The sequence below is a fragment of the Streptomyces sp. 35G-GA-8 genome (genome assembly GCF_023534745.1).
In the GTDB taxonomy this organism is placed as follows: Bacteria; Actinomycetota; Actinomycetes; order Streptomycetales; family Streptomycetaceae; genus Streptomyces.
In genome coordinates, this window is sequence record NZ_JAMHJQ010000011.1 from 156192 (window position 1) to 174343 (window position 18152).

The window sequence follows — 18152 nt, forward strand, 5'->3', positions numbered from 1 at the left end:
CCGAGCCCCGCGCCCCTCCCGCGCCCAGGGCCGGGCGCTACGTCAGGCCCAGCGCGGGCATCGCGTAGTAGAAGACGAAGACCGCCGATACGACATACATCGCCACCGGCACCTCGCGGCCCCGCCCGGCCGCCAGCCGCAGCACGCTGAAGCTGATGAAGCCGATTCCGATGCCGTTGGTGATCGAGTACGTGAACGGCATCATCACCATCGCCAGGAAGGCCGGAACGGCGATGGTGTAGTCGCTCCAGTCGATGTCCCGTACGGAACCGGCCAGGATCAGGAAGCCGACCGCCACCAGAGCGGGCGTCGCGGCCTGGGACGGGACCATCGTCGCCAGCGGCGTGAGGAACAGCGCCACCGCGAAGAGCAGACCCGAGACGATGGACGCCAGCCCGGTCCTCGCGCCCTCGCCGACACCGGCCGTGGACTCCACGAAGCAGGTGTTCGCCGAGGCCGAGGACGCGCCGCCGGCCGCGACCGCGATGCCGTCGACGAAGAGGACCTTGTTGATGCCGGGCAGATTCCCCTGCTTGTCCATCAGCTTGGCCTCGTCACCGACGCCCAGGATCGTGCCCATCGCGTCGAAGAAGGACGACAGCAGCACGGTGAAGACGAACAGCACACCGGTCAGGATGCCGGCCTTCTCGAAGCCGCCGAACAGGCTGAAGTCCCCGATCAGACCGAAGTCCGGGGTGGAGACCGGGTTCCCCGGCCACTTCGGGGTCGTCAGACCCCAGCTGGGCACCTTCACGACCGCGTCGATGATCATCGCCACGACCGTCATCGCCACGATGGAGATCAGGATCGCGCCCGGCACCTTACGGATGATCAGCGCGAGCGTGAGCAGCACCCCGAGGGCGAAGACCAGTACCGGCCAGCCGTGCAGATGCCCGTTGGAGCCGAGCTGGAGCGGCACGGTGGTCCGGGCGATGTCCGGGATACGCGAGACGAAGCCGGAGTCGACCAGCCCGATCAGCATGATGAAGAGGCCGATACCGATCGCGATGCCCTTGCGCAGCCCGAGCGGCACAGCGCTCATCACGCGCTCCCGCAGCCCGGTCGCGACCAGCAGCATCACCACGAGACCGGCGAGTACGACCATGCCCATCGCGTCGGGCCAGCTCATCCGGGGGGCGAGCTGGAGGGCGACGACGGTATTGATACCGAGGCCGGCCGCCAGGGCGATCGGCACATTGCCGATGACCCCCATCAGCAGCGTGGAGAAGGCCGCGGTCAGCACGGTCGCGGTGACCAGCTGACCGTTGTCGAGCTGATGCCCGTACATGTCCTTCGCGCTACCGAGAATGATCGGGTTCAGCACGATGATGTACGCCATCGCGAAGAAGGTGGCGAAGCCGCCGCGTACCTCACGGCCGACCGTGGAGCCGCGCTCCGAGATCTTGAAGAACCGGTCCAGCCCGCCGGACGGCTGCCCGGGGGTCGGCGGCTGGGCGTCGGAACCGACCGGAGCGGTGGCCGAGGGGGGCATGCGGAAACCTCAGAAGTAGGCAGGTAAGAGCGGACTAGCGAGCGAAATCCAGCCCGACTTGGACATTCAAACGAACAAAACAAGTCAGCCAGAAACCGTTTCAGTATGAATACATGAGTCGAAGATCGCTATCTCCGCGCGTAGAGCCCTGCGGCACCTGCCTTCCCGACGCCCCGCCCATGCCCCCGCATAGACTGACGGGCATGACCGGTTCTTGGACGGGAACTCCCCGGCGAGCGGCGCCCGAGCCCCTGGAGGGGCCGGTCGTCGGCACTATCACGGGCGGCACGATCATCTGGTTCGCCCTCTTTCTTCTCCAGCTCCCGTTCTACGGCTGGTTCAGCGATCACGGGCACACCTGGTGGATCTGGACCTGCCTCGCCGGCGGCGGGCTCGGGCTCATCGGGATCTGGTACGTACGGGGACGGGACGCGGCGATCAAGCGCGCGGCGGCCACGGCGGCGGACCAGTCGAACCACGCGAACGGGACGGACAGCGCCGGCCACCCCGACGGCACACGCTGACCCTCGGGCCCGGTCGACCCGGGCCCGACCCCCACTCCGACCGGACCCGACCCGACCCGACACCCGCCCAAGTCGCATCCCAGCCGCCCTCGGCGTACTGCCAGGGGACGATCCGCCTCGTCCCCGGGTCGGATCTTCTCCCCGGCCGGCGGGTGAACGCGCCCCACCGGCCGTACCGTCGGAACCATGACGCAGCGGGCGAAGATCGACACCGACGGCCCCGAGCCCGATGGCCCCGAGCCGCACGGCCGCGGATCTCACGGCCCGATCGAGCCGACCGGCCCGACCGGCCAGGTCATCGACGCGGGCGCCGAACTCGACCCCGTACACCCACACCCCATGAGGCCGCCCCGGCCAAGCGACCGCCACAGCGGCCTGACCGCCGCCGAGGTGGCACGGCATGTCGCCCGCGGCGAGGTCAACGACGTCCCGGTCCGCAGCAGCCGCTCCCTCTCCGAGATCATCCGCGCCAACGTCTTCACCCGCTTCAACGCGATCATCGGCGTTCTCTGGGTGATCATGTTCTTCGTCGCGCCGATCCAGGACACCCTCTTCGGCTTCGTGATCATCGCCAACACCGGGATCGGCATCATCCAGGAGTGGCGCGCCAAGCGGACCCTCGACGGGCTCGCGGTCATCGGCGAGGCGAAGCCGACCGTACGGCGTGACGGCGTCGCCGCCGAGATCTCCACCAGCGAGATCGTCCTCGGGGACCTCATCGAGCTGGGCCCCGGCGACAAGGTGGTGGTCGACGGCGAGATGGTCGAGGCCGACAACATCGAGGTCGACGAATCGCTGCTGACCGGCGAGGCGGATCCGGTCCTCAAACGCCCCGGCGACCTGGTGATGTCCGGCAGCTTCGTGGTCGTGGGCGGCGGTGCGTTCCGGGCGACCAAGGTCGGGCGCGACGCCTATGCCGCGCAGCTTGCGGAGGAGGCGTCCCGCTTCACGCTGGTCGACTCCGAGCTGCGCAACGGCATCAGCACGATCCTCAAGTACGTCACGTGGATGATGATCCCGACCGCCCTCGGACTCATCATCAGCCAGCTCGTCGTCCAGCAGAACGACTTCAAGAACTCCATCGCCAGGACCGTCGGCGGCATCGTCCCGATGATCCCCGAAGGGCTCGTCCTGCTGACCTCCGTCGCCTTCGCGATCGGGGTCATCCGGCTCGGCCGCAAGCAGTGCCTGGTGCAGGAGCTGCCCGCGATCGAGGGGCTGGCCCGTGTCGATGTCGTCTGTCTCGACAAGACGGGCACGCTCACCGAGGGCGGCATGGACGTCCGCGAGCTGCGCCCGCTGAACGGCGCGGACGTGACGTACGTACGGCGGGTCCTCGGTGCGATCGGGCGGTCCGACCCGCGTCCCAACGCCAGCCTCCAGGCGATCATCGACGCCTACCGCGACGAGAGCGGGCGGTGGCCCGTCACGAAGGCGCTGCCCTTCTCCTCCGCGCGCAAGTACAGCGGCGCCGCCTTCGGTGAGTCCGAGGGACAGGCCGCCGGGGTGTCCGGCGGGCAGGCCGACGGGGAGGCCGCTCGCTGGCTGCTCGGCGCGCCCGACGTGCTGCTGGCCTCCGACGATCCCGCGCTCGCCGAGATCGACCACCTCAACCGGCAGGGTCTGCGCGTCCTGCTGCTCGCCCGCGTCGACAGCGAGCTCGACGCGCCCGACGCCGCGTCCGGGGCCCGCGCGACCGCGCTCGTCGTCCTGGAACAGCGGCTGCGGCCCGACGCCGCCGACACCCTGGCGTACTTCGCGGAACAGGACGTCGCCGCCAAGGTCATCTCCGGCGACAACGCGGTGTCGGTCGGCGCCGTGGCCGGAAAGCTCGGCCTGCCGGGCGCCGAGCACACGGTCGACGCCCGGCACCTGCCCGCCGAGCGGGCGGAGATGGCCGAAGCACTCGACTCCGGCGCGGTCTTCGGCCGGGTCACACCCCAGCAGAAACGCGACATGGTCGGCGCGCTCCAGTCACGCGGGCATACGGTCGCGATGACCGGGGACGGCGTCAACGACGTCCTGGCGCTGAAGGACGCGGACATCGGCGTCGCGATGGGCTCGGGCTCGGAGGCGACCCGCGCCGTCGCCCAGATCGTGCTCCTGAACAACAGCTTCTCGACGCTGCCGTCGGTGGTCGCCGAGGGCCGCCGGGTCATCGGCAACATCACGCGCGTGGCGACGCTCTTCCTGACGAAGACGGTCTACTCGGTGCTGCTGGCGGTCCTGGTGGCCTGCTTCCAGGTGGAGTATCCGTTCCTGCCGCGCCATCTGACGCTGCTCTCCACGCTGACGATCGGCATCCCGGCGTTCTTCCTGGCGCTGGCCCCCAACACCGAGCGCGCGCGGCCGAACTTCGTGCGCAGAGTGATGCGGTACGCGATCCCCTCGGGCGTCATCGCGGCGATCGCGACCTTCGTCACCTATCTGCTGGCCCGGAGCTACTACTCCGGCCCCGACGCCCTGAACGCGGAGACCAGCGCGGCGACGCTCACGCTGTTCCTGGTCTCCATGTGGGTCCTCGCGATCGTTGCACGCCCCTACACCTGGTGGCGGATCGGCCTGGTGGTGGCGATGGGGGCCGGGTTCCTGGTGGTACTGGCCGTGCCGTGGCTCCAGCACTTCTTCGCGCTGAAGCTGGTGGGTACGACGATGCCGTGGACGGCGGTCGCGATCGCGGTGGTGGCGTCGGCGGCGCTGGAGTTCTGCTGGCGGTGGGTGGGCCGCAGATTCCCGGCGTAGTGCCGGGCGGGACCTGGTGCCCCTCCCGGCAATGTTTGCCCCGTCGCGCAAACATTGCCGGTCGCGGCACTAGTCGAACCAGCGGTCCCTGGCCAGCTCCGCCGTCCGCGACGGATCCTCCAGCAGCGCCGCCACCTCGAAGCGCCGCGGCCACTGGCCCGCCGCCCAGGCGAGCCCCGCCGCCACACCCTCCAGCGTCGCCGCGTGCACCACTCCGTCCGGCGTACGGCGCCAGTCCAGCTCGACACCGCCCGCGAGAAGTTCCTCGTGCTCCACGTAACTGCCGGGGGTACCCGCGCCGAGCAGTACCCGGACCGAGTCCGGGACCGTGTGCTCCTCGCCCTCCGTGGTCACCCCCGCCGCGTCGGCCACCACCTCGCTCAGCCGCCGCACCTGAAGCAGCTCGGCCAGCTCGGTCACCCGGGTCGGTGACACCGGCAGCAGCGGCAGCCCGCCCGCCAGCGGCAGCAGATCGGGCGCGTCCGCGATCACCGCGTCCGCCGCGTCGGCCACCCGCACCTCGCCGTCGACGACCGCCCGCAGCTCGTCCGGGAGCGTCACCTGCTCGGGATCGAGATCCGCGAGCGCCGTGTAGAGCCCGTGCAGCTGCTCCGGGCTCACCTCCCGGTCCGGGTCGGCCAGCCTCCCCAGCAGCTCCGCCGCGCCGCCCGGCTCGTCCAGCAGCGCGGCGACCGAGGTCCGCACCCCCAGCGCCCGCAGCACCTGCGCGTCGTCGAAGCCCGTCGCGTCCACGGAGTCGTACAACCCCGCCAGCAGCGGGTCACCGCTCGCGGCCCGCAGTCCGGCCGGGCGGCGCCCGTCGAGTACGGGATGGTCGCGCAGCCACCACGCGGTGTACGAACGCACCGTCTCCGTCGTACCGTCCGGCAGCAGCACCCGTACGGACTGCGTCAGCGCGTCCCGCAGCGGCGGTCGCGCCAGCAACGCCAGCGCGCGCGGCCACGCGTCGTCGTCGACCAGATCCAGGTCCCGTACGGCCACGATCTCGGTCGCGACCGGCGGTACGGGCGTCTCCGGCAGCCGGTCCAGTACGTCCTCGCACCACACATCGACCGCGTCCAGCAGCCCCGCGTCGTCCGGCTCGGCGAAGTCCCCTTCGCGGGGCTCCAGTTCATCGGGGTCCAGCACCACGTCCGTGGCCCGTACGAGCGCGAAGTCCGCCAGGACGCCGCACGCGGCGAGCGGCTGCTCGCCCCAGCGCTCGGCCAGCTCCGCGTCGCAGAAGGCGAGTTCGTCCTCGCGCAGCACCGAAGCGAACGAGCTGCCGGGCAGCACCAGTTCACCGGCCGGCGTCAGCTCGCCGTCCTCGTCGGTCAGCGCCAGCGCGCCGAGCCACGGCTCGTCCCCCACCTCAAGACCGGCGTCGCGTACGAGACCGAGCACGATCTCGGCCAGCTCCTCCGCGTCGGGCGTGTCGACGTCCTCGTCCCAGACCTCGCCCGCGTCCAGCGAGGCGGCGACCGCCGCGCGTACCTGCGGGGTGGTCAGTACGGCCCGGGGCGTCGCGGGCAGCGCGCCCAGCTTCTCCAGCAGCGGATGCGTGGCCTCGGGGTGCGCCACCTTCAGCCCGAGCCGCGCCAGATCGGCCGACCCCGCGGCGTCGGGCAGCGGCAGCAGAATGTGCCGCGGCCCGATCGTCGTACGCCCGTTGGCCAGCGGCACCGGCAGCCCGGACAGCCGCTCGGGGTCGACGCCCGCGAGCGAGTCGTACAGCCGCCACCACCAGCCGGGCGGCCGCTCGGCGCCCGCGATCCGCTCGATGGCCTCTCCGAGCGGCAGCCGCCCGACACCGAGCGTGCGCAGCTCCACCCGCCGCTCCAGCCCGGCGGGCAGCAGCGTCGGCAACACCTCCGCCAGCACACTCACGGTGTCGGCGCCCGCGCCCTCCACGACCTCCGCCTCGAACGCCCGCAGCGCGGGCAGCTCCTCACTCGGAGCCGCCGGCGCGAGGAAGGCCACCCGGGGCAGCCGCTCCAGGATCGCGGCCCGCAGCCGGCCGTCCAGCTCGCCCTTGCCGAGCGGACCCGGCACCAGATCGATGGTGCCGGTCGACACCGGCTCCCAGCCGCCGAGCAGCTCCGCGTACGCGTCGGCCGCCTTCCCGACCAGGAAGTCGGTGAGCGGTCCCGGCGCGGGATGGCGCCGTGTGGTGTCGAGCGGCAGCGAGGCGATCAGCAGCGCGGGCACGCCGAGCGGCTCGTCCGTGGGCGTCGGCGCGTGCACGACGGGCGCGGTACGGGGCCGGGCCGGGGCGCCCTCGCCGTCCACGGGCACGGCCCAGGTGACGGACCAGTGGGGCCGCAGCCGCTCCTCCACGGGCCGCCCTTCGAGCAGCGTGGGCGGCGTCGCACCGTGATGTCCGACGACCCGCCAGCGGTGCGTGGCGCCGTCCGCGCTGTCGTCCACGTCGATGTACGGGCCGTCCTGCGAGCGGCGCAACACCCGTACCCCGTCGGGGGTTTCGATCACGACCTCGGCGAGACCGGCGAGCGTCAGCAGCAGCGCGTCATCGACCTCGGCGAGGAGCCGCGCCACCAGATCGGCGGCGGTGCCGTCCCGCAGCGGCAGGATCACGGCCGTGTCGTACCCCTCCGGGGCCGTGCCCTCCGCCGGCAGCGGCAGCCGCAGCAGCGGTACGTGTCCGTCGCGGCGCCGCAGCTCGTCCCCGAGACCGGGGCTCGCCTGCGCGGCCCGCCCGGCCAGCTCGCGGGCCTCCGTGAGGGACCAACGGACCCCGCCGTGCCGCCCGATGACGGCGGGCTCGTCGCTGACGGCGAGTACGGCGGCGAACCCGACGCCGAACCGTCCCACGGCGCCCTCGTGCCCCTCGCGCTTGGCCGAGGCGCGCAGCGTACTGAGCGACTCGACACCGGTCGCGTCGAGCGGCGCGCCCGTATTGGCGGCGACGAGTACGGCGGGGCCGTCGACTCCGCCGGGGCGCAGGGTCAGCCTGAGCCGGCCCGGCACGCCGGCGCGGGCGGCGGCGTCGGCGGCGTTCTGGGCCAGCTCGATGACGAGCCGGTCGCGGTAGCCGCCGAGCGCGAGGTCTTCCTCGGCGTTGGCGTCCTCCCGGAACCGCGCGGGGCTGGCGCCCCAGGCATCGAGCACTCCACGCCGCAGCCGAGCCGTCCCGAACGGGTCGGCCCCTTCGGTGGTCCTGACGCTCACGCTGTGACTCCGCTCTTTCGCTGTCGCGTACGTGCGGGCCCGAAGGTACCGCGCGTCGCCGTCCGGCGGGGGGTGCGGGGTGCGGGTGCGTGCGTGGTGGTGCCGGGGGCCGGGGCCTCCGGAGGTACATGTCCGGACGGCATGATTTACGGCGCGCAGCTGCCCTGTCGTTGGTTCGGGCGGTCGCGCGCCACAAATCACGCTTTAGTGTCCGGACACGCACCTCCTCCGACCCCGACCCCCTCCCCCCGGTGGTCGCCACCAGGCGCCGACTCGGCTGGGGGTGGGGGGCGGGTGCGGCCCGGTGGCCCCGGCCATTCGCCGTCCCGGCGGGGGTGGGTGGGCTGGTGCGGGAGTGTGCCGCCGCCCCGCGCACGACCGGGTCGCTTGTGCGGGCGGTGAAGGGGGGCGCGCAGGGGTCGTGTCCGGGACGTAGAGCGTGATTTGTGGCGCGCGACCGCCCGCATCCCAACTGTGGCCAGAGTCGCGACGTAAATCATGCAGTCCCGGGCACGGGCCCGGAGCGACCACCGGCGACAACCCGCACACCACCACCGGCCCCAGCCGAAACGCAGCGAAAACCGCTACGAGTGACCCAGGTCCTCCGACTCGGCCTCCGCCGTGATCACCGACCCGCTGTCCGGCGACGGCCTCAGCGGAAACGCGTCCGTCGCCATCGAGTCCAGCACCGGCGCCGCCCGCCGCGGCGGCTTCGGCATCACCGCCGCCTCGGAGTGCCCCCCGCACCCGTACGCCAGCGAGACGACCCGCCCGTCCGCCGGCGAGAACTCGTTCGCGCAGACGCCGAAGGCCTGTCGCAGGGAGCCCGCCAGGGGTAGCAGGAAGCCGCAGGTCACGCAGGGCGCGGGCGCCGCCTGTGCCATGGGGGTCTTCGCGCCGAACGCCTCGTCCCAGCGGTCCGCCGCCGCGTGCAGCCCGTACCGCGACAGCACCCGCGCCCGGCGCATGCCGAGCTCCTCGGCGACCGACGCGATCGAGCCACGCTCGGGCGCGGGCGACGTGTCCGCCACGCGGTCCGTCGCACGGTCCGCGCGGTCCCCGCGGTCCGCCGGTTCCGGAGTCGCATCCTCCGCTTCGACGAGGTCCGCGAGGTTCTGCGGGGTCACCGCATCCGGCAGCGCCGAGTTCGGCGGCGGTGCGTCCGCGCCGGAGTAGCCGGGCTCAAGCCGGGGATCCTCCGCCTCGGTGGGCAGCAGATCGCCGGGGCCCATGTCGCCGGGGCGCAGCCGTTCGCTCCAGGGCACCCACTCGGGGGCCAGCAGGGCGTCGGGGCCCGGCAGCAGCACCGTTTCGTCCAGCGTGACGACCTTCGCGCGGGACGCCCGCGCCACCGTCACCGCCCAGCGCCAGCCCCGGTAGCCGGGCTCCTTGCACTCGAAGAAGTGCGTGACGACCCGGTCCCCGTCCACCACCACCGAGACATGTTCCCCGACAACGCCGGGCGCGGCGGCCTCCTCGGCAGCCGCCCTGGCGAGGTCTACCGCCTCGGCGCACAGGCGGTCGGGGGTTCGGCTTCGCGTCGTCGCAGCACTCACAGGTCTCGCTTCTCTCCTACGCCGTCTCACGGGTGCGCCGGCCGAATCGCGATGTACGAGCCGAGGGCGGAGCGGACCAGAGGGCCGCATCGACGTCCACGCCCGATCTCTCCTCGGGCACACCTACCGTTATCCATTCTGCGGGATGACGAACAGGCGCGCGGCCGAGAACAACCGCCGGTGGCGCGCTACGCACGCTACCCCCTCTCTCGCCCCCCGCCCACCTGCACGCCGCCTTTCCCGGACTTCGGCCCACACCGCAACCAGGCCGTGACCCGGGGGAACCCCATGGTGGGAGGCCGACAATGTGTTCGGATCCACCCGGGAGAGATTCCCGGCGCGTCCACCGCTCCGGCGCCGGTGAGCCACCACTCCGGTACCGGCCGGTGAACTCTCCCCGGCGTACCGGTGACCCGCGTCGGCTCGTCCTTCATGGCACCGTCACGGCCCCGTCACGCCCGGAATCGGTTCGCACCAGGAGGCCTTGGGGCACTATGACGAGGTGGCAGCCGTGAGGTCGTCCGATACGCATACGGCCGGCCCGGTCCGGAGGGCCGGGCGGGCCATCGGTCATGCCCTGCGGCTCCCGGTGACGGCCGGGGCGAGGGGTATCCGCAAGGCGACCCACGCGCATGGCGCGGGGGAGTCGGGGCTCGGCAAGCTGATCGAGCTGCACGCGGTGAACGGCGCGGGCGATGTCATGATCACCGTCGCTCTCGCGTCCACGGTCTTCTTCTCCGTGCCGACGGACGAGGCGCGGGGCCGCGTCGCGCTCTATCTCGCCGTCACGATGGCGCCCTTCACCCTGCTCGCCCCCGTCATCGGCCCGCTGCTCGACCGTCTCCCGCACGGCCGCCGCGCCGCCATGGCCTGCGCCATGTTCACCCGGGCCGCGCTCGCGATCCTTATGTCGACCGCCGTCATCACGGGCAGTCTGGAGCTGTATCCGGCCGCGCTCGGGGTGCTCGTGGCGTCGAAGGCGTACGGGGTGGTCCGCAGCGCGGTCGTACCCCGGCTGCTGCCGCCCCGGTTCTCACTGGTGCGGGCCAATTCCCGGGTCACGCTGGCCGGGCTGCTGGCCACCGGTGTGGCCGCGCCGATCGGCGCGGGGCTCCATCTGATCGGTCCGAAGTGGCCGCTGTACGGCGCGTGCCTGATCTTTCTCGTCGGCACGTTCCTGGCGTTCACGCTGCCGGGCACGGTGGACTCCGCGAAGGGCGAGCGCCGGGCGCGGCTGGTCACGGTCTCCCAGGGGGAGAAGAGGAAGCCCTCGCTGCGTACGGTGGGCCCGGCGGTGCTGCACGGCCTCCAGGCGAACGCGTCCCATCGCGCGCTCTCCGGCTTTCTGACGTTCTACCTGGCCTTCCTGCTGCGCGAGCATCCGCTCTTCGGGCACAGCGCCGTCGTCTCCCTGGGCATCGTGGGCGTGGCCGCAGGGGCGGGCAACGCGCTGGGGACGGCGGTCGGCGCCTGGTTGAAGGCCCGCGGTCCTGAACTGATCATCGCCACCGTCCTGGGCATCGCCCTCACCGCGGCGATCGTCGCGGCGCTGCTCTTCGGCGGCCTGATGATCGGGGTGCTGTGCGCGGTGGCCGGATTCACCCAGGCCCTGTCGAAGCTCTCGCTGGACGCGGTGATCCAGCGGGATGTCCCTGAGCAGGTGCGGACCTCCGCCTTCGCCCGCTCGGAGACTCTGCTCCAGATGTCCTGGGTGGTGGGCGGCGCGATCGGTATCGCGCTGCCGCTCAACGGCGTGCTGGGGATGTCGGTCGCCGCGGCGATCGTCGGGATCGGCGCGATCACCGCCGTACGCGGACTGCTGACCGCGGCACGGCGCGGCACGGCGCACGCGCGCATCGCGTGACACCGGCCCCGGCCGCCCCGGTGGACGGCTCGCCGTACCCCCTCGCGTCGTGGGCTCGGGCGACCGATAGCCTTCGCCCCATGACCGTTGCGTTCTTCTCTGGTAGGTCCCGCCGGGCCGGTGCCGCCCTCGGTGCGGTGTCCGCCGGGCTCCTCGTCCTCGCCGCCTGTGAAAAGCCGACGCCGCTCGCGACCGTGACGGTCGGTGACAACTCGATCAACACCGAGGCGGCCTGCTACAACGACGGCGAGGCGATCAAAGCCGCCGACATCCAGCCCTGCCTCAACAAGAAGGCGGACAAGGTCGTCGAGATCGCGATGGACGACAAGGTCCACTTCGGGGTCGACCCGACGATCGCCGAGCACGGCTGGACGCTCTTCATCAACGGCCAGCAGGCCGAGCAGGAGCCGTACAAGAAGACCTACCGGACCATTCCCGGCAACGCCTTCTTCTCCACCCAGACCGGCGAGACCACGAGCGACACCCAGGTCAGCATCGTGGAGACCAACGGCAAGACACTGACCGGCATCTGGCACTTCGAGTTCAAGAAGAAGTCCTGACCGACCCGGTGATCCGGCGGCCGGCACGGCCCCGGAGACCGGGCACCACTGGAGGCTCCCGCCATGCGTGTACTTGTCGTCACGGCGGTGGCCGCGGAGGCGGACGCCGTCGCCGCGGGCCTCGGCCGGTTCGCGGGCGCCGGTGTCCGGGAGCTGACGGGTGGGTACGAGATGACGACCCACGCGCAGTTCACGCCGAGGCCGGGGTCCGTGCGGATACCGGTGGTGGAGGTCCTGGCGGGCGGCGCGGGACCGGCCGCGGCGGCGGTCGCCACGGCGACGGCGCTGGCGGCCTCCCCGTACGACCCGCCGTACGATCTCGTCATCTCCGCGGGCATCGGCGGCGGCTTCGCGCCGCATGCCCCGCTCGGCTCGCTCGTCGTCGCGGACACGATCATCGCCGCGGATCTGGGCGCCGAGACCCCCGACGGCTATCTGCCGGTCGAGGAGCTGGGTTTCGGCCGTAGCGTCCACCGGCCGCCGGCCGCGCTGACCGCCCGGCTGTCGAAGGTCCTGGAGGCCGATCCGCGGGTCGGGGCGGTGCTCGCGCCCGTCCTCACCGTCACCACCGCGACCGGCACGGCCGCCCGTACCGCCGAGCTGGCCGCGCGTCATCCGCGCGCCGCCGCCGAGGCGATGGAGGGCTTCGGGGTCGCGGAGGCCGCCGCCGCCCACTCCGTACCGTGCGCCGAGATCCGCGCGATCTCCAACACCGTCGGCCCGCGCGACCGCGCCGGCTGGCGGATCGGCGAGGCGCTGGACGCGCTGCGGTACGCGTTCACGCTGCTCACCCCCGTATTCGAGGAGCCGTCATGACCCCGCAGCCGTTGCAGATCGCCTACTCGCCCTGCCCCAACGACACCTTCGTCTTCGAGGCCTGGGCACACGGCAGGGTCACCGGAGCGCCCGACATCGACGTCACGTTCGCGGACATCGACATCACCAACGGCATGGCGGAGCGCGGGGAGTTCGACGTACTGAAGGTCTCGTACGCCGTGCTGCCCTGGATCCTGGACGAGTACACCCTGCTGCCCTGCGGCGGCGCGCTGGGCCGGGGCTGCGGCCCGCTGGTGCTGACGAAGGAGCCGGGCGCCGATCTGACCGGCGGGACCGTCGCCGTACCGAGCGAGCGCTCCACGGCCTATCTGCTCTTCCGGCTGTGGGCGGCGGATGTGCTCCCCGGCGGGGTGGGCAAGGTCGTCGTGCTGCCCTTCCACGAGATCATGCCCGCGGTACGCGACGGGAAGGTGGACGCCGGACTCGTCATCCACGAGGCGCGCTTCACCTATCAGAACTACGGGCTGCACCGCCTCGCCGACATGGGCGAGCACTGGGAGTCCACGACCGGGCTGCCGATCCCGCTCGGCGCGATCATCGCGAAGCGTTCGCTGGGCACCGAGGTGCTTCAGCTGCTGGCCGAGTCGATCCGCAGGTCGGTACGGATGGCCTGGGACGATCCGGAGACCTCACGGCCGTACGTACTGGCGCACTCGCAGGAGATGGACCCGGCGGTGGCGGACCAGCACATCGGGCTGTACGTCAACGAGTTCACCGCGGATCTGGGCGAGGACGGCTACGCGGCGGTCCGCGGGCTGCTCACCCGCGCCGCGGCCGAGGGGCTCGTACCGCCCCTCGGCCACGACGCGCTGCGTTTCGTCTGAGCTGCCCGGCAGGCTCACCCGCCCCGGTCACACGTCCAGTTGGTCGGCCACCGCGCGCAGCAGGCCGGCGATCTTCGCGCCCTGCGCCTTGTCGGGGTAGCGCCCGCGCTCCAGCATCGGCGTGATGTTCTCCAGCAGCGTCGTCAGATCCTGGACGATCGAGGCCAGTTCGTCGGGCTTGCGGCGCTGGGCCGCCGCGACCGAGGGCGTCGGGTCGAGGACCGTCACCGAGAGCGCCTGGTCCCCGCGCTGGCCCGCCACCACACCGAACTCCACGCGCTGGCCTGGCTTGAGCGCGTCGACTCCGGCGGGGAGGACCGACGAGTGCACGAAGACGTCTCCGCCGTCGTCGCGGGAGAGAAAGCCGAAGCCCTTCTCGCTGTTGAACCACTTGACCTTGCCGGTAGGCACGTCTGTCCTCGTCCTCGTACTCGTTGGGGCGCCGGAGGATGTCGACACCCCCTGGCGCGCGAAAAACGGCTCTGGATAGCACTACAGCGGGTCCATCGACCCGCCACCACCAAGGCTAATGGTCCAGAGGCTGGTGACAAGACGTCGCCGGACGGTTCCTGTCCGCTGCTTTCCGCAGGGAACTACCCTGGTGGCGTGACTGCTACTCCTGAACCCCGTGCGACGGAAGAGGCCGGACCCGGCGACGGGCTCGTTCGTATCGGCGCGATCGTCTTCATCGTCGGCGCGATCGCCACCCTGATCACCGTCGCTCCGCTGTTCCTCGGCTCCGAGCCCTTCCCGTCCATCGCCTACGCCGTGTGCATGCTGATGGGAGTGGGCTTCGTGATCGCCGCCGCGGGTGTGCTGCGCTCGATCGCCGCTCAGCGCCGCCGGGCCAAGCCCGCCGCGTAACCCTCCAGCCAGGTGGGGAAGGCGGTCAGGTCGGGCAGGATCACCTCGGCTCCCGCGCCGCGCAGCGCCCCCTCGTCGCACGGCCCGGTCGGTACGGCGACGGACAGCGCCCCCGCCGTGTGCGCCCCGCGGACATCACCGATGTGGTCGCCGACGAACACCGACGCGTCGTACTCCCGCAGCGCCTCGCCCTTGGCCTCGGCCCACAGCCAGCCGATCACCGCGTCCGGCTCGATCCGGAGGTGGGTGAGGTGGAGCTCGGCGTTCGGCTGGTGCTTGGCCGTGACGACGATCGCGCGCCCGCCCAGCTCCTGGACGGCGGTGACGGCCTCCCGGGCGCCGGACATCGCTTGCGTCGGCGGGATCGCGTATGTGGGATAGATCTCCCGGTAACGGTCGGCCACTTCGGCCACCCGCTCCTCGGGGAACCAGTGCGCCAGCTCCTGTTCGAGCGGCGGGCCGAGCCGGGTGACCGCGAGATCGGCGTCGATCGGGACCCCGGTCTCCTCGGAGAGCGCCTGGTAGACCGCTCGGATCCCGGGCCGTGAGTCGATCAGGGTCATATCGAGGTCGAAGCCGACGGTGAGCGGTTGCCGAGCCGTGAGGGAAGCCATGCGGCCATTGTGCCCAGGCTCCGGGCCGCGGGCAGGCGCGTCGGGCCCCGGCGGATGGCCGGAACCGGGTGCTTAGACTTAGCCAAACCTAACCGTCGCCCGCCGTCGCTCGTCCGCTCTCGTCTGCCCGCCGCACCGTCCGATAGGTTCCGATGCCAGCCGCCGCCCCGCCGATCCACAGCACCAGACACACCCTGGTCGCCCGCCGCGTCGGCTGGACGGCGGCAGCCGTCGTGGCCCTGCTGCTCTCGGTCCTGCTGAGTCTCGCGGTCGGGGCCCGCGCCGTCGCTCCCTCCGCCGTCATCGACGCGCTGCTGCACAGTGGCCGGGGCGACGACGCCGAGGTCATTCGCCAACTGCGGGTGCCGCGCACGCTGATCGGGCTGATGGTCGGTGCCGCGCTCGCGCTGGCGGGCACCGCGCTCCAGGGCATCACCCGCAACCCGATCGCCGACCCCGGCATCCTCGGCATCAGCCAGGGCTCCTCCGTGGGCGTCGTCCTGGCCATCGCCTTCGCCGGGGTGCACACGCTCGCCGGCTATGTCTGGTACGCGTTCGCGGGCGCGGCGGTGGCGTCGGTGGCGGTGTACGCGATCGCGTCGAGCGGACGCGGCGGCGCGACCCCGGTCAAGCTCGCCCTCGGGGGCGCGGCGATCAACGCGCTGCTGGTGTCCGTGACGACGGGCGTGCTGACGACGAGCGCGGCGACGCTGGACGAGTTCCGCTTCTGGCAGGTGGGCTCGATCGCGGGCCGGGACGCCGAGATCGCCGGTCAGATCTGGCCGTTCCTGCTGATCGGCACCGTACTGGTGATAGCCGTGGCCCGTGGCCTGGATGCCCTGGCCCTCGGCGAGGACGTGGCGAAGGGCCTGGGCCAGAATGTCGCGGCCGTCCGGATCGTCGGCGGCCTCGGCGCGACCGTACTGATCGGAGCGGCGGTCGCGGCGGCGGGGCCGATCGCCTTCATAGGGCTCGCCGTTCCGCATATCGCCCGCGCCATCGTCGGCTCGGACCATCGCTGGGTGCTCCCCATGGCGGCCCTGATCGGGCCCGTGATGCTGCTGGTCTCCGATGTCGTCGGGCGCGTCGTCTTTCCGCCGGGCGAGGTCCCTGCGGGGGTGATGACGGCCCTGATCGGGGTGCCGTTCCTGGTCGCTCTCGTACGCCGGAAGGCGGTGCCGGCATGACGACGGCCCTCAAGGAGGCCCCGGGGAGCGTCACCGGGGCGGGCGGGATACGGCCGGCGGGCTATGCGCGGGTACGGATCGGACGCGCCTCGTTCCTGCTGCACCGGCGGGCGGCGGCCGTGGCGGTCGGGCTCGCCGTCGCGCTGGCCGTCGTGTGCGTGGCGTATCTGAGCGTCGGCGAGAGCTTCGTGCCACCGTCCGAGGTGCTGAAGGTGATCCTCGGGCAGCCCTCGTCGGACGAGCTGGTGGTCGGCACGCTGCGGCTGCCGCGCATGGTGGTCGGGCTGCTGGTCGGGCTCGCGTTCGGCGTCGCGGGCGCGCTGATCCAGACCGTCGCCCGCAATCCGCTCGCCAGCCCCGACATCATCGGCGTCAGCCAGGGCGCGAGCGCGCTCACGGTCGGGGCGATGACCTTCGGCGTCACCTCGTACACCGTCCTTCCGTATCTGTCCGTGGCGGGCGGCATCGTCGCGGCGGCGCTGGTGTACGTCTTCGCCTGGCGCGGCGGGCTGCACGCCACGCGCTTCGTGCTCATCGGCATCGGCTTCGCGATCGCCCTGCGCTCCATCACCACGCTCTTCCTGACCAAGGGCGACTATCTGGTCGCCCAGCAGGCCCAGGTCTGGATGACCGGCTCGCTCAACGGCCGGGGCTGGGACTTCGCCGCGCCGCTCGGCTGGCTGCTGCTCGCGCTGGTGCCCGCGGTGCTGTGGGCGGCGTACGCGCAGCGCACGGTCTCGATGGACGACGACACCGCCACGGCGCTCGGCGTACGGCTCGGCCGGGTCCGGCTCGGGCTCGCCCTGCTCGGTGTGGTGCTGGCGTCGGTCGCGACGGGCGCGGCGGGTCCGGTGGACTTCGTGGCGCTGCTGGCGCCGCAGATCGCCCGCCGCATGACCCGTACCGCGCAGATCCCGCTGCTGTGTTCGGCGCTGATGGGGGCGGTGATCGTCGTCCTCGCCGATCTGCTGGCCCGCAGGCTGCTCTCGCCGACCGAACTCCCGGTGGGGGTACTGACGGCGGCGGTCGGCGCCCCGTATCTGATCTGGCTGATCGTCCGCGGCCGTACCGCAGGAGGCAAGGCATGAGCAGGCTCACCGCCCGCGAGCTGACGCTCGCGTACGAGGACCGCACGGTCGTCCACGAGCTGGATCTGGCCGTCCCCGACGGGCGGGTGTCGGTCATCGTCGGCCCGAACGCCTGCGGGAAGTCGACGACGCTGCGCGCGCTCGGCCGGCTGCTGAGGCCGCGCGGCGGTTCCGTACTGCTGGACGGCACGGAGCTGGCGCGGATCCCGACCCGGAGCATCGCGCGGTCGATCGGCCTGCTCCCGCAGTCGCCGGTCGCCCCGGAGGCCATCACGGTCGCCGACCTCGTCTCGCGCGGCCGTCAGCCGCACCAGCGCTGGTGGCAGCAGTGGTCGGACGAGGACGAGCGCGCGGTCACGGACGCGATGGAACGTACGGATGTGACCGCGCTCGCCGACCGGTCGGTGGACGAGCTGTCCGGCGGCCAGCGCCAGCGGGTGTGGATCGCGATGGCGCTCGCGCAGGAGACGGATCTGCTGCTGCTGGACGAGCCGACGACCTTCCTGGACATCGCGCACCAGGTGGAGGTGCTCGATCTGGTCCGCCGCCTCAACCACGACCAGGGCCGTACGGTCGTGATCGTGCTCCATGACCTCAACCAGGCGGCGCGGTACGCGGATCACCTGATCGCGATGAAGGCCGGGCGGATCGTGGCGGAGGGGCGCCCCGCGGAGGTGGTGACGGCGGAGCTGGTACGGGAGGTCTTCGGCCTGGAGTCGGTCGTGGTCCCTGACCCGGTGACGGGGTCGCCGCTGGTGGTGCCGGGCGCGCCGTACCGGCCGGACTCCGCGCGCGCCTCGTAACCTCCGGA

Annotated in this window: 15 protein-coding genes; 10 read left to right on the plus strand and 5 right to left on the minus strand. The window is 72.2% G+C overall.

All coding sequences use genetic code 11. From position 1 onward, the window contains the following. Positions 1 to 37: 37 nt before the first annotated feature. On the minus strand, positions 38 to 1492 hold the full coding sequence (locus M1203_RS25480) for an NCS2 family permease (RefSeq protein WP_249952131.1): 1455 nt from the start codon (positions 1490 to 1492) through the stop codon (positions 38 to 40). A 203-nt stretch (positions 1493 to 1695) separates the two neighbouring features. Between M1203_RS25480 and M1203_RS25485 the strand changes: the two genes are divergently transcribed. Next, positions 1696 to 2016 (plus strand): DUF2530 domain-containing protein, encoded by a 321-nt coding sequence (locus M1203_RS25485; RefSeq protein WP_249952132.1) that lies wholly within the window; start codon positions 1696 to 1698, stop codon positions 2014 to 2016. A gap of 186 nt (positions 2017 to 2202) precedes the next feature. Next, positions 2203 to 4758 carry an HAD-IC family P-type ATPase gene (locus tag M1203_RS25490; protein WP_249952133.1) on the plus strand — a complete coding sequence of 852 codons (2556 nt, stop codon included), beginning with the start codon at positions 2203 to 2205 and terminating at the stop codon, positions 4756 to 4758. Between the two features lie 69 nt (positions 4759 to 4827). Here the strand turns inward: M1203_RS25490 and M1203_RS25495 are convergent, their stop codons facing one another. Both M1203_RS25495 and M1203_RS25500 read right to left on the minus strand, forming a co-directional pair. Next, positions 4828 to 7947 (minus strand): sacsin N-terminal ATP-binding-like domain-containing protein, encoded by a 3120-nt coding sequence (locus tag M1203_RS25495; RefSeq protein ID WP_249952134.1) that lies wholly within the window; start codon positions 7945 to 7947, stop codon positions 4828 to 4830. Positions 7948 to 8531: 584 nt separating this feature from the next. Beyond that, entirely contained in the window at positions 8532 to 9503 is a 972-nt protein-coding gene (locus M1203_RS25500; RefSeq protein WP_249952135.1) for a DUF3027 domain-containing protein, read from the minus strand. Between the two features lie 502 nt (positions 9504 to 10005). Here M1203_RS25500 and M1203_RS25505 point away from each other — a divergent pair. The 4 genes from M1203_RS25505 to M1203_RS25520 all read left to right on the plus strand — a co-directional run bounded on the left by M1203_RS25505 (position 10006) and on the right by M1203_RS25520 (position 13588). Continuing rightward, positions 10006 to 11367: an MFS transporter gene (locus tag M1203_RS25505; RefSeq protein ID WP_249952136.1), complete on the plus strand. Its 1362-nt coding sequence runs from the start codon at positions 10006 to 10008 to the stop codon at positions 11365 to 11367. A gap of 80 nt (positions 11368 to 11447) precedes the next feature. Next, positions 11448 to 11927: a DUF2771 domain-containing protein gene (locus M1203_RS25510; protein ID WP_249952137.1), complete on the plus strand. Its 480-nt coding sequence runs from the start codon at positions 11448 to 11450 to the stop codon at positions 11925 to 11927. Positions 11928 to 11990: 63 nt separating this feature from the next. Continuing rightward, on the plus strand, positions 11991 to 12743 hold the full coding sequence (locus M1203_RS25515) for a futalosine hydrolase (protein ID WP_249952138.1): 753 nt from the start codon (positions 11991 to 11993) through the stop codon (positions 12741 to 12743). Next, complete coding sequence (locus tag M1203_RS25520; protein WP_249952139.1) at positions 12740 to 13588, plus strand: 1,4-dihydroxy-6-naphthoate synthase; 849 nt, start codon at positions 12740 to 12742, stop codon at positions 13586 to 13588. Before M1203_RS25515 ends, M1203_RS25520 begins: the two co-directional genes overlap by 4 nt. A gap of 27 nt (positions 13589 to 13615) precedes the next feature. Here M1203_RS25520 and M1203_RS38800 read toward each other — a convergent pair whose 3' ends face one another. Continuing rightward, a complete protein-coding gene (locus M1203_RS38800) occupies positions 13616 to 13999 on the minus strand; it encodes a cold-shock protein (RefSeq protein WP_308354918.1) in 384 nt (127 codons plus the stop codon). 195 nt (positions 14000 to 14194) lie between these two features. On the opposite strand from M1203_RS38800, the gene M1203_RS25530 reads away from it, so the two are divergent. Then, entirely contained in the window at positions 14195 to 14452 is a 258-nt protein-coding gene (locus M1203_RS25530; protein ID WP_249952140.1) for a hypothetical protein, read from the plus strand. Here the strand turns inward: M1203_RS25530 and M1203_RS25535 are convergent. Further along, a complete protein-coding gene (locus M1203_RS25535) occupies positions 14422 to 15066 on the minus strand; it encodes an HAD family hydrolase (protein ID WP_249952141.1) in 645 nt (214 codons plus the stop codon). The genes M1203_RS25530 and M1203_RS25535 overlap by 31 nt on opposite strands. 152 nt (positions 15067 to 15218) lie before the next feature. Here M1203_RS25535 and M1203_RS25540 point away from each other — a divergent pair, with 152 nt between their 5' ends. Genes M1203_RS25540 through M1203_RS25550 form a run of 3 tightly spaced genes read left to right on the plus strand, consistent with a single transcriptional unit; the run spans position 15219 to position 18144 of the window. Next, the gene (locus M1203_RS25540; RefSeq protein WP_249952142.1) at positions 15219 to 16253 is read left to right on the plus strand and encodes an iron ABC transporter permease; all 1035 of its coding nucleotides are present in this window, start codon (positions 15219 to 15221) and stop codon (positions 16251 to 16253) included. Then, positions 16250 to 17341 (plus strand): iron chelate uptake ABC transporter family permease subunit, encoded by a 1092-nt coding sequence (locus tag M1203_RS25545; protein ID WP_249952143.1) that lies wholly within the window; start codon positions 16250 to 16252, stop codon positions 17339 to 17341. The genes M1203_RS25540 and M1203_RS25545 overlap by 4 nt, the downstream gene beginning before the upstream one ends. Next, the gene (locus M1203_RS25550; RefSeq protein ID WP_249952144.1) at positions 17338 to 18144 is read left to right on the plus strand and encodes an ABC transporter ATP-binding protein; all 807 of its coding nucleotides are present in this window, start codon (positions 17338 to 17340) and stop codon (positions 18142 to 18144) included. The genes M1203_RS25545 and M1203_RS25550 overlap by 4 nt, the downstream gene beginning before the upstream one ends. Positions 18145 to 18152 lie beyond the last annotated feature (8 nt).

Bases quoted from the DNA above. Each gene is read 5' to 3' on its own strand.
- M1203_RS25535 (WP_249952141.1), bottom strand. From the start codon at position 15,066: ATGGCTTCCCTCACGGCTCGGCAACCGCTCACCGTCGGCTTCGACCTC.
- M1203_RS25545 (WP_249952143.1), top strand. From the start codon at position 16,250: ATGACGACGGCCCTCAAGGAGGCCCCGGGGAGCGTCACCGGGGCGGGC.
- M1203_RS25550 (WP_249952144.1), top strand. From the start codon at position 17,338: ATGAGCAGGCTCACCGCCCGCGAGCTGACGCTCGCGTACGAGGACCGC.
- M1203_RS25490 (WP_249952133.1), top strand. From the start codon at position 2,203: ATGACGCAGCGGGCGAAGATCGACACCGACGGCCCCGAGCCCGATGGC.
- M1203_RS25520 (WP_249952139.1), top strand. From the start codon at position 12,740: ATGACCCCGCAGCCGTTGCAGATCGCCTACTCGCCCTGCCCCAACGAC.
- M1203_RS25515 (WP_249952138.1), top strand. From the start codon at position 11,991: ATGCGTGTACTTGTCGTCACGGCGGTGGCCGCGGAGGCGGACGCCGTC.
- M1203_RS25540 (WP_249952142.1), top strand. From the start codon at position 15,219: ATGCCAGCCGCCGCCCCGCCGATCCACAGCACCAGACACACCCTGGTC.
- M1203_RS25480 (WP_249952131.1), bottom strand. From the start codon at position 1,492: ATGCCCCCCTCGGCCACCGCTCCGGTCGGTTCCGACGCCCAGCCGCCG.
- M1203_RS25510 (WP_249952137.1), top strand. From the start codon at position 11,448: ATGACCGTTGCGTTCTTCTCTGGTAGGTCCCGCCGGGCCGGTGCCGCC.
- M1203_RS25485 (WP_249952132.1), top strand. From the start codon at position 1,696: ATGACCGGTTCTTGGACGGGAACTCCCCGGCGAGCGGCGCCCGAGCCC.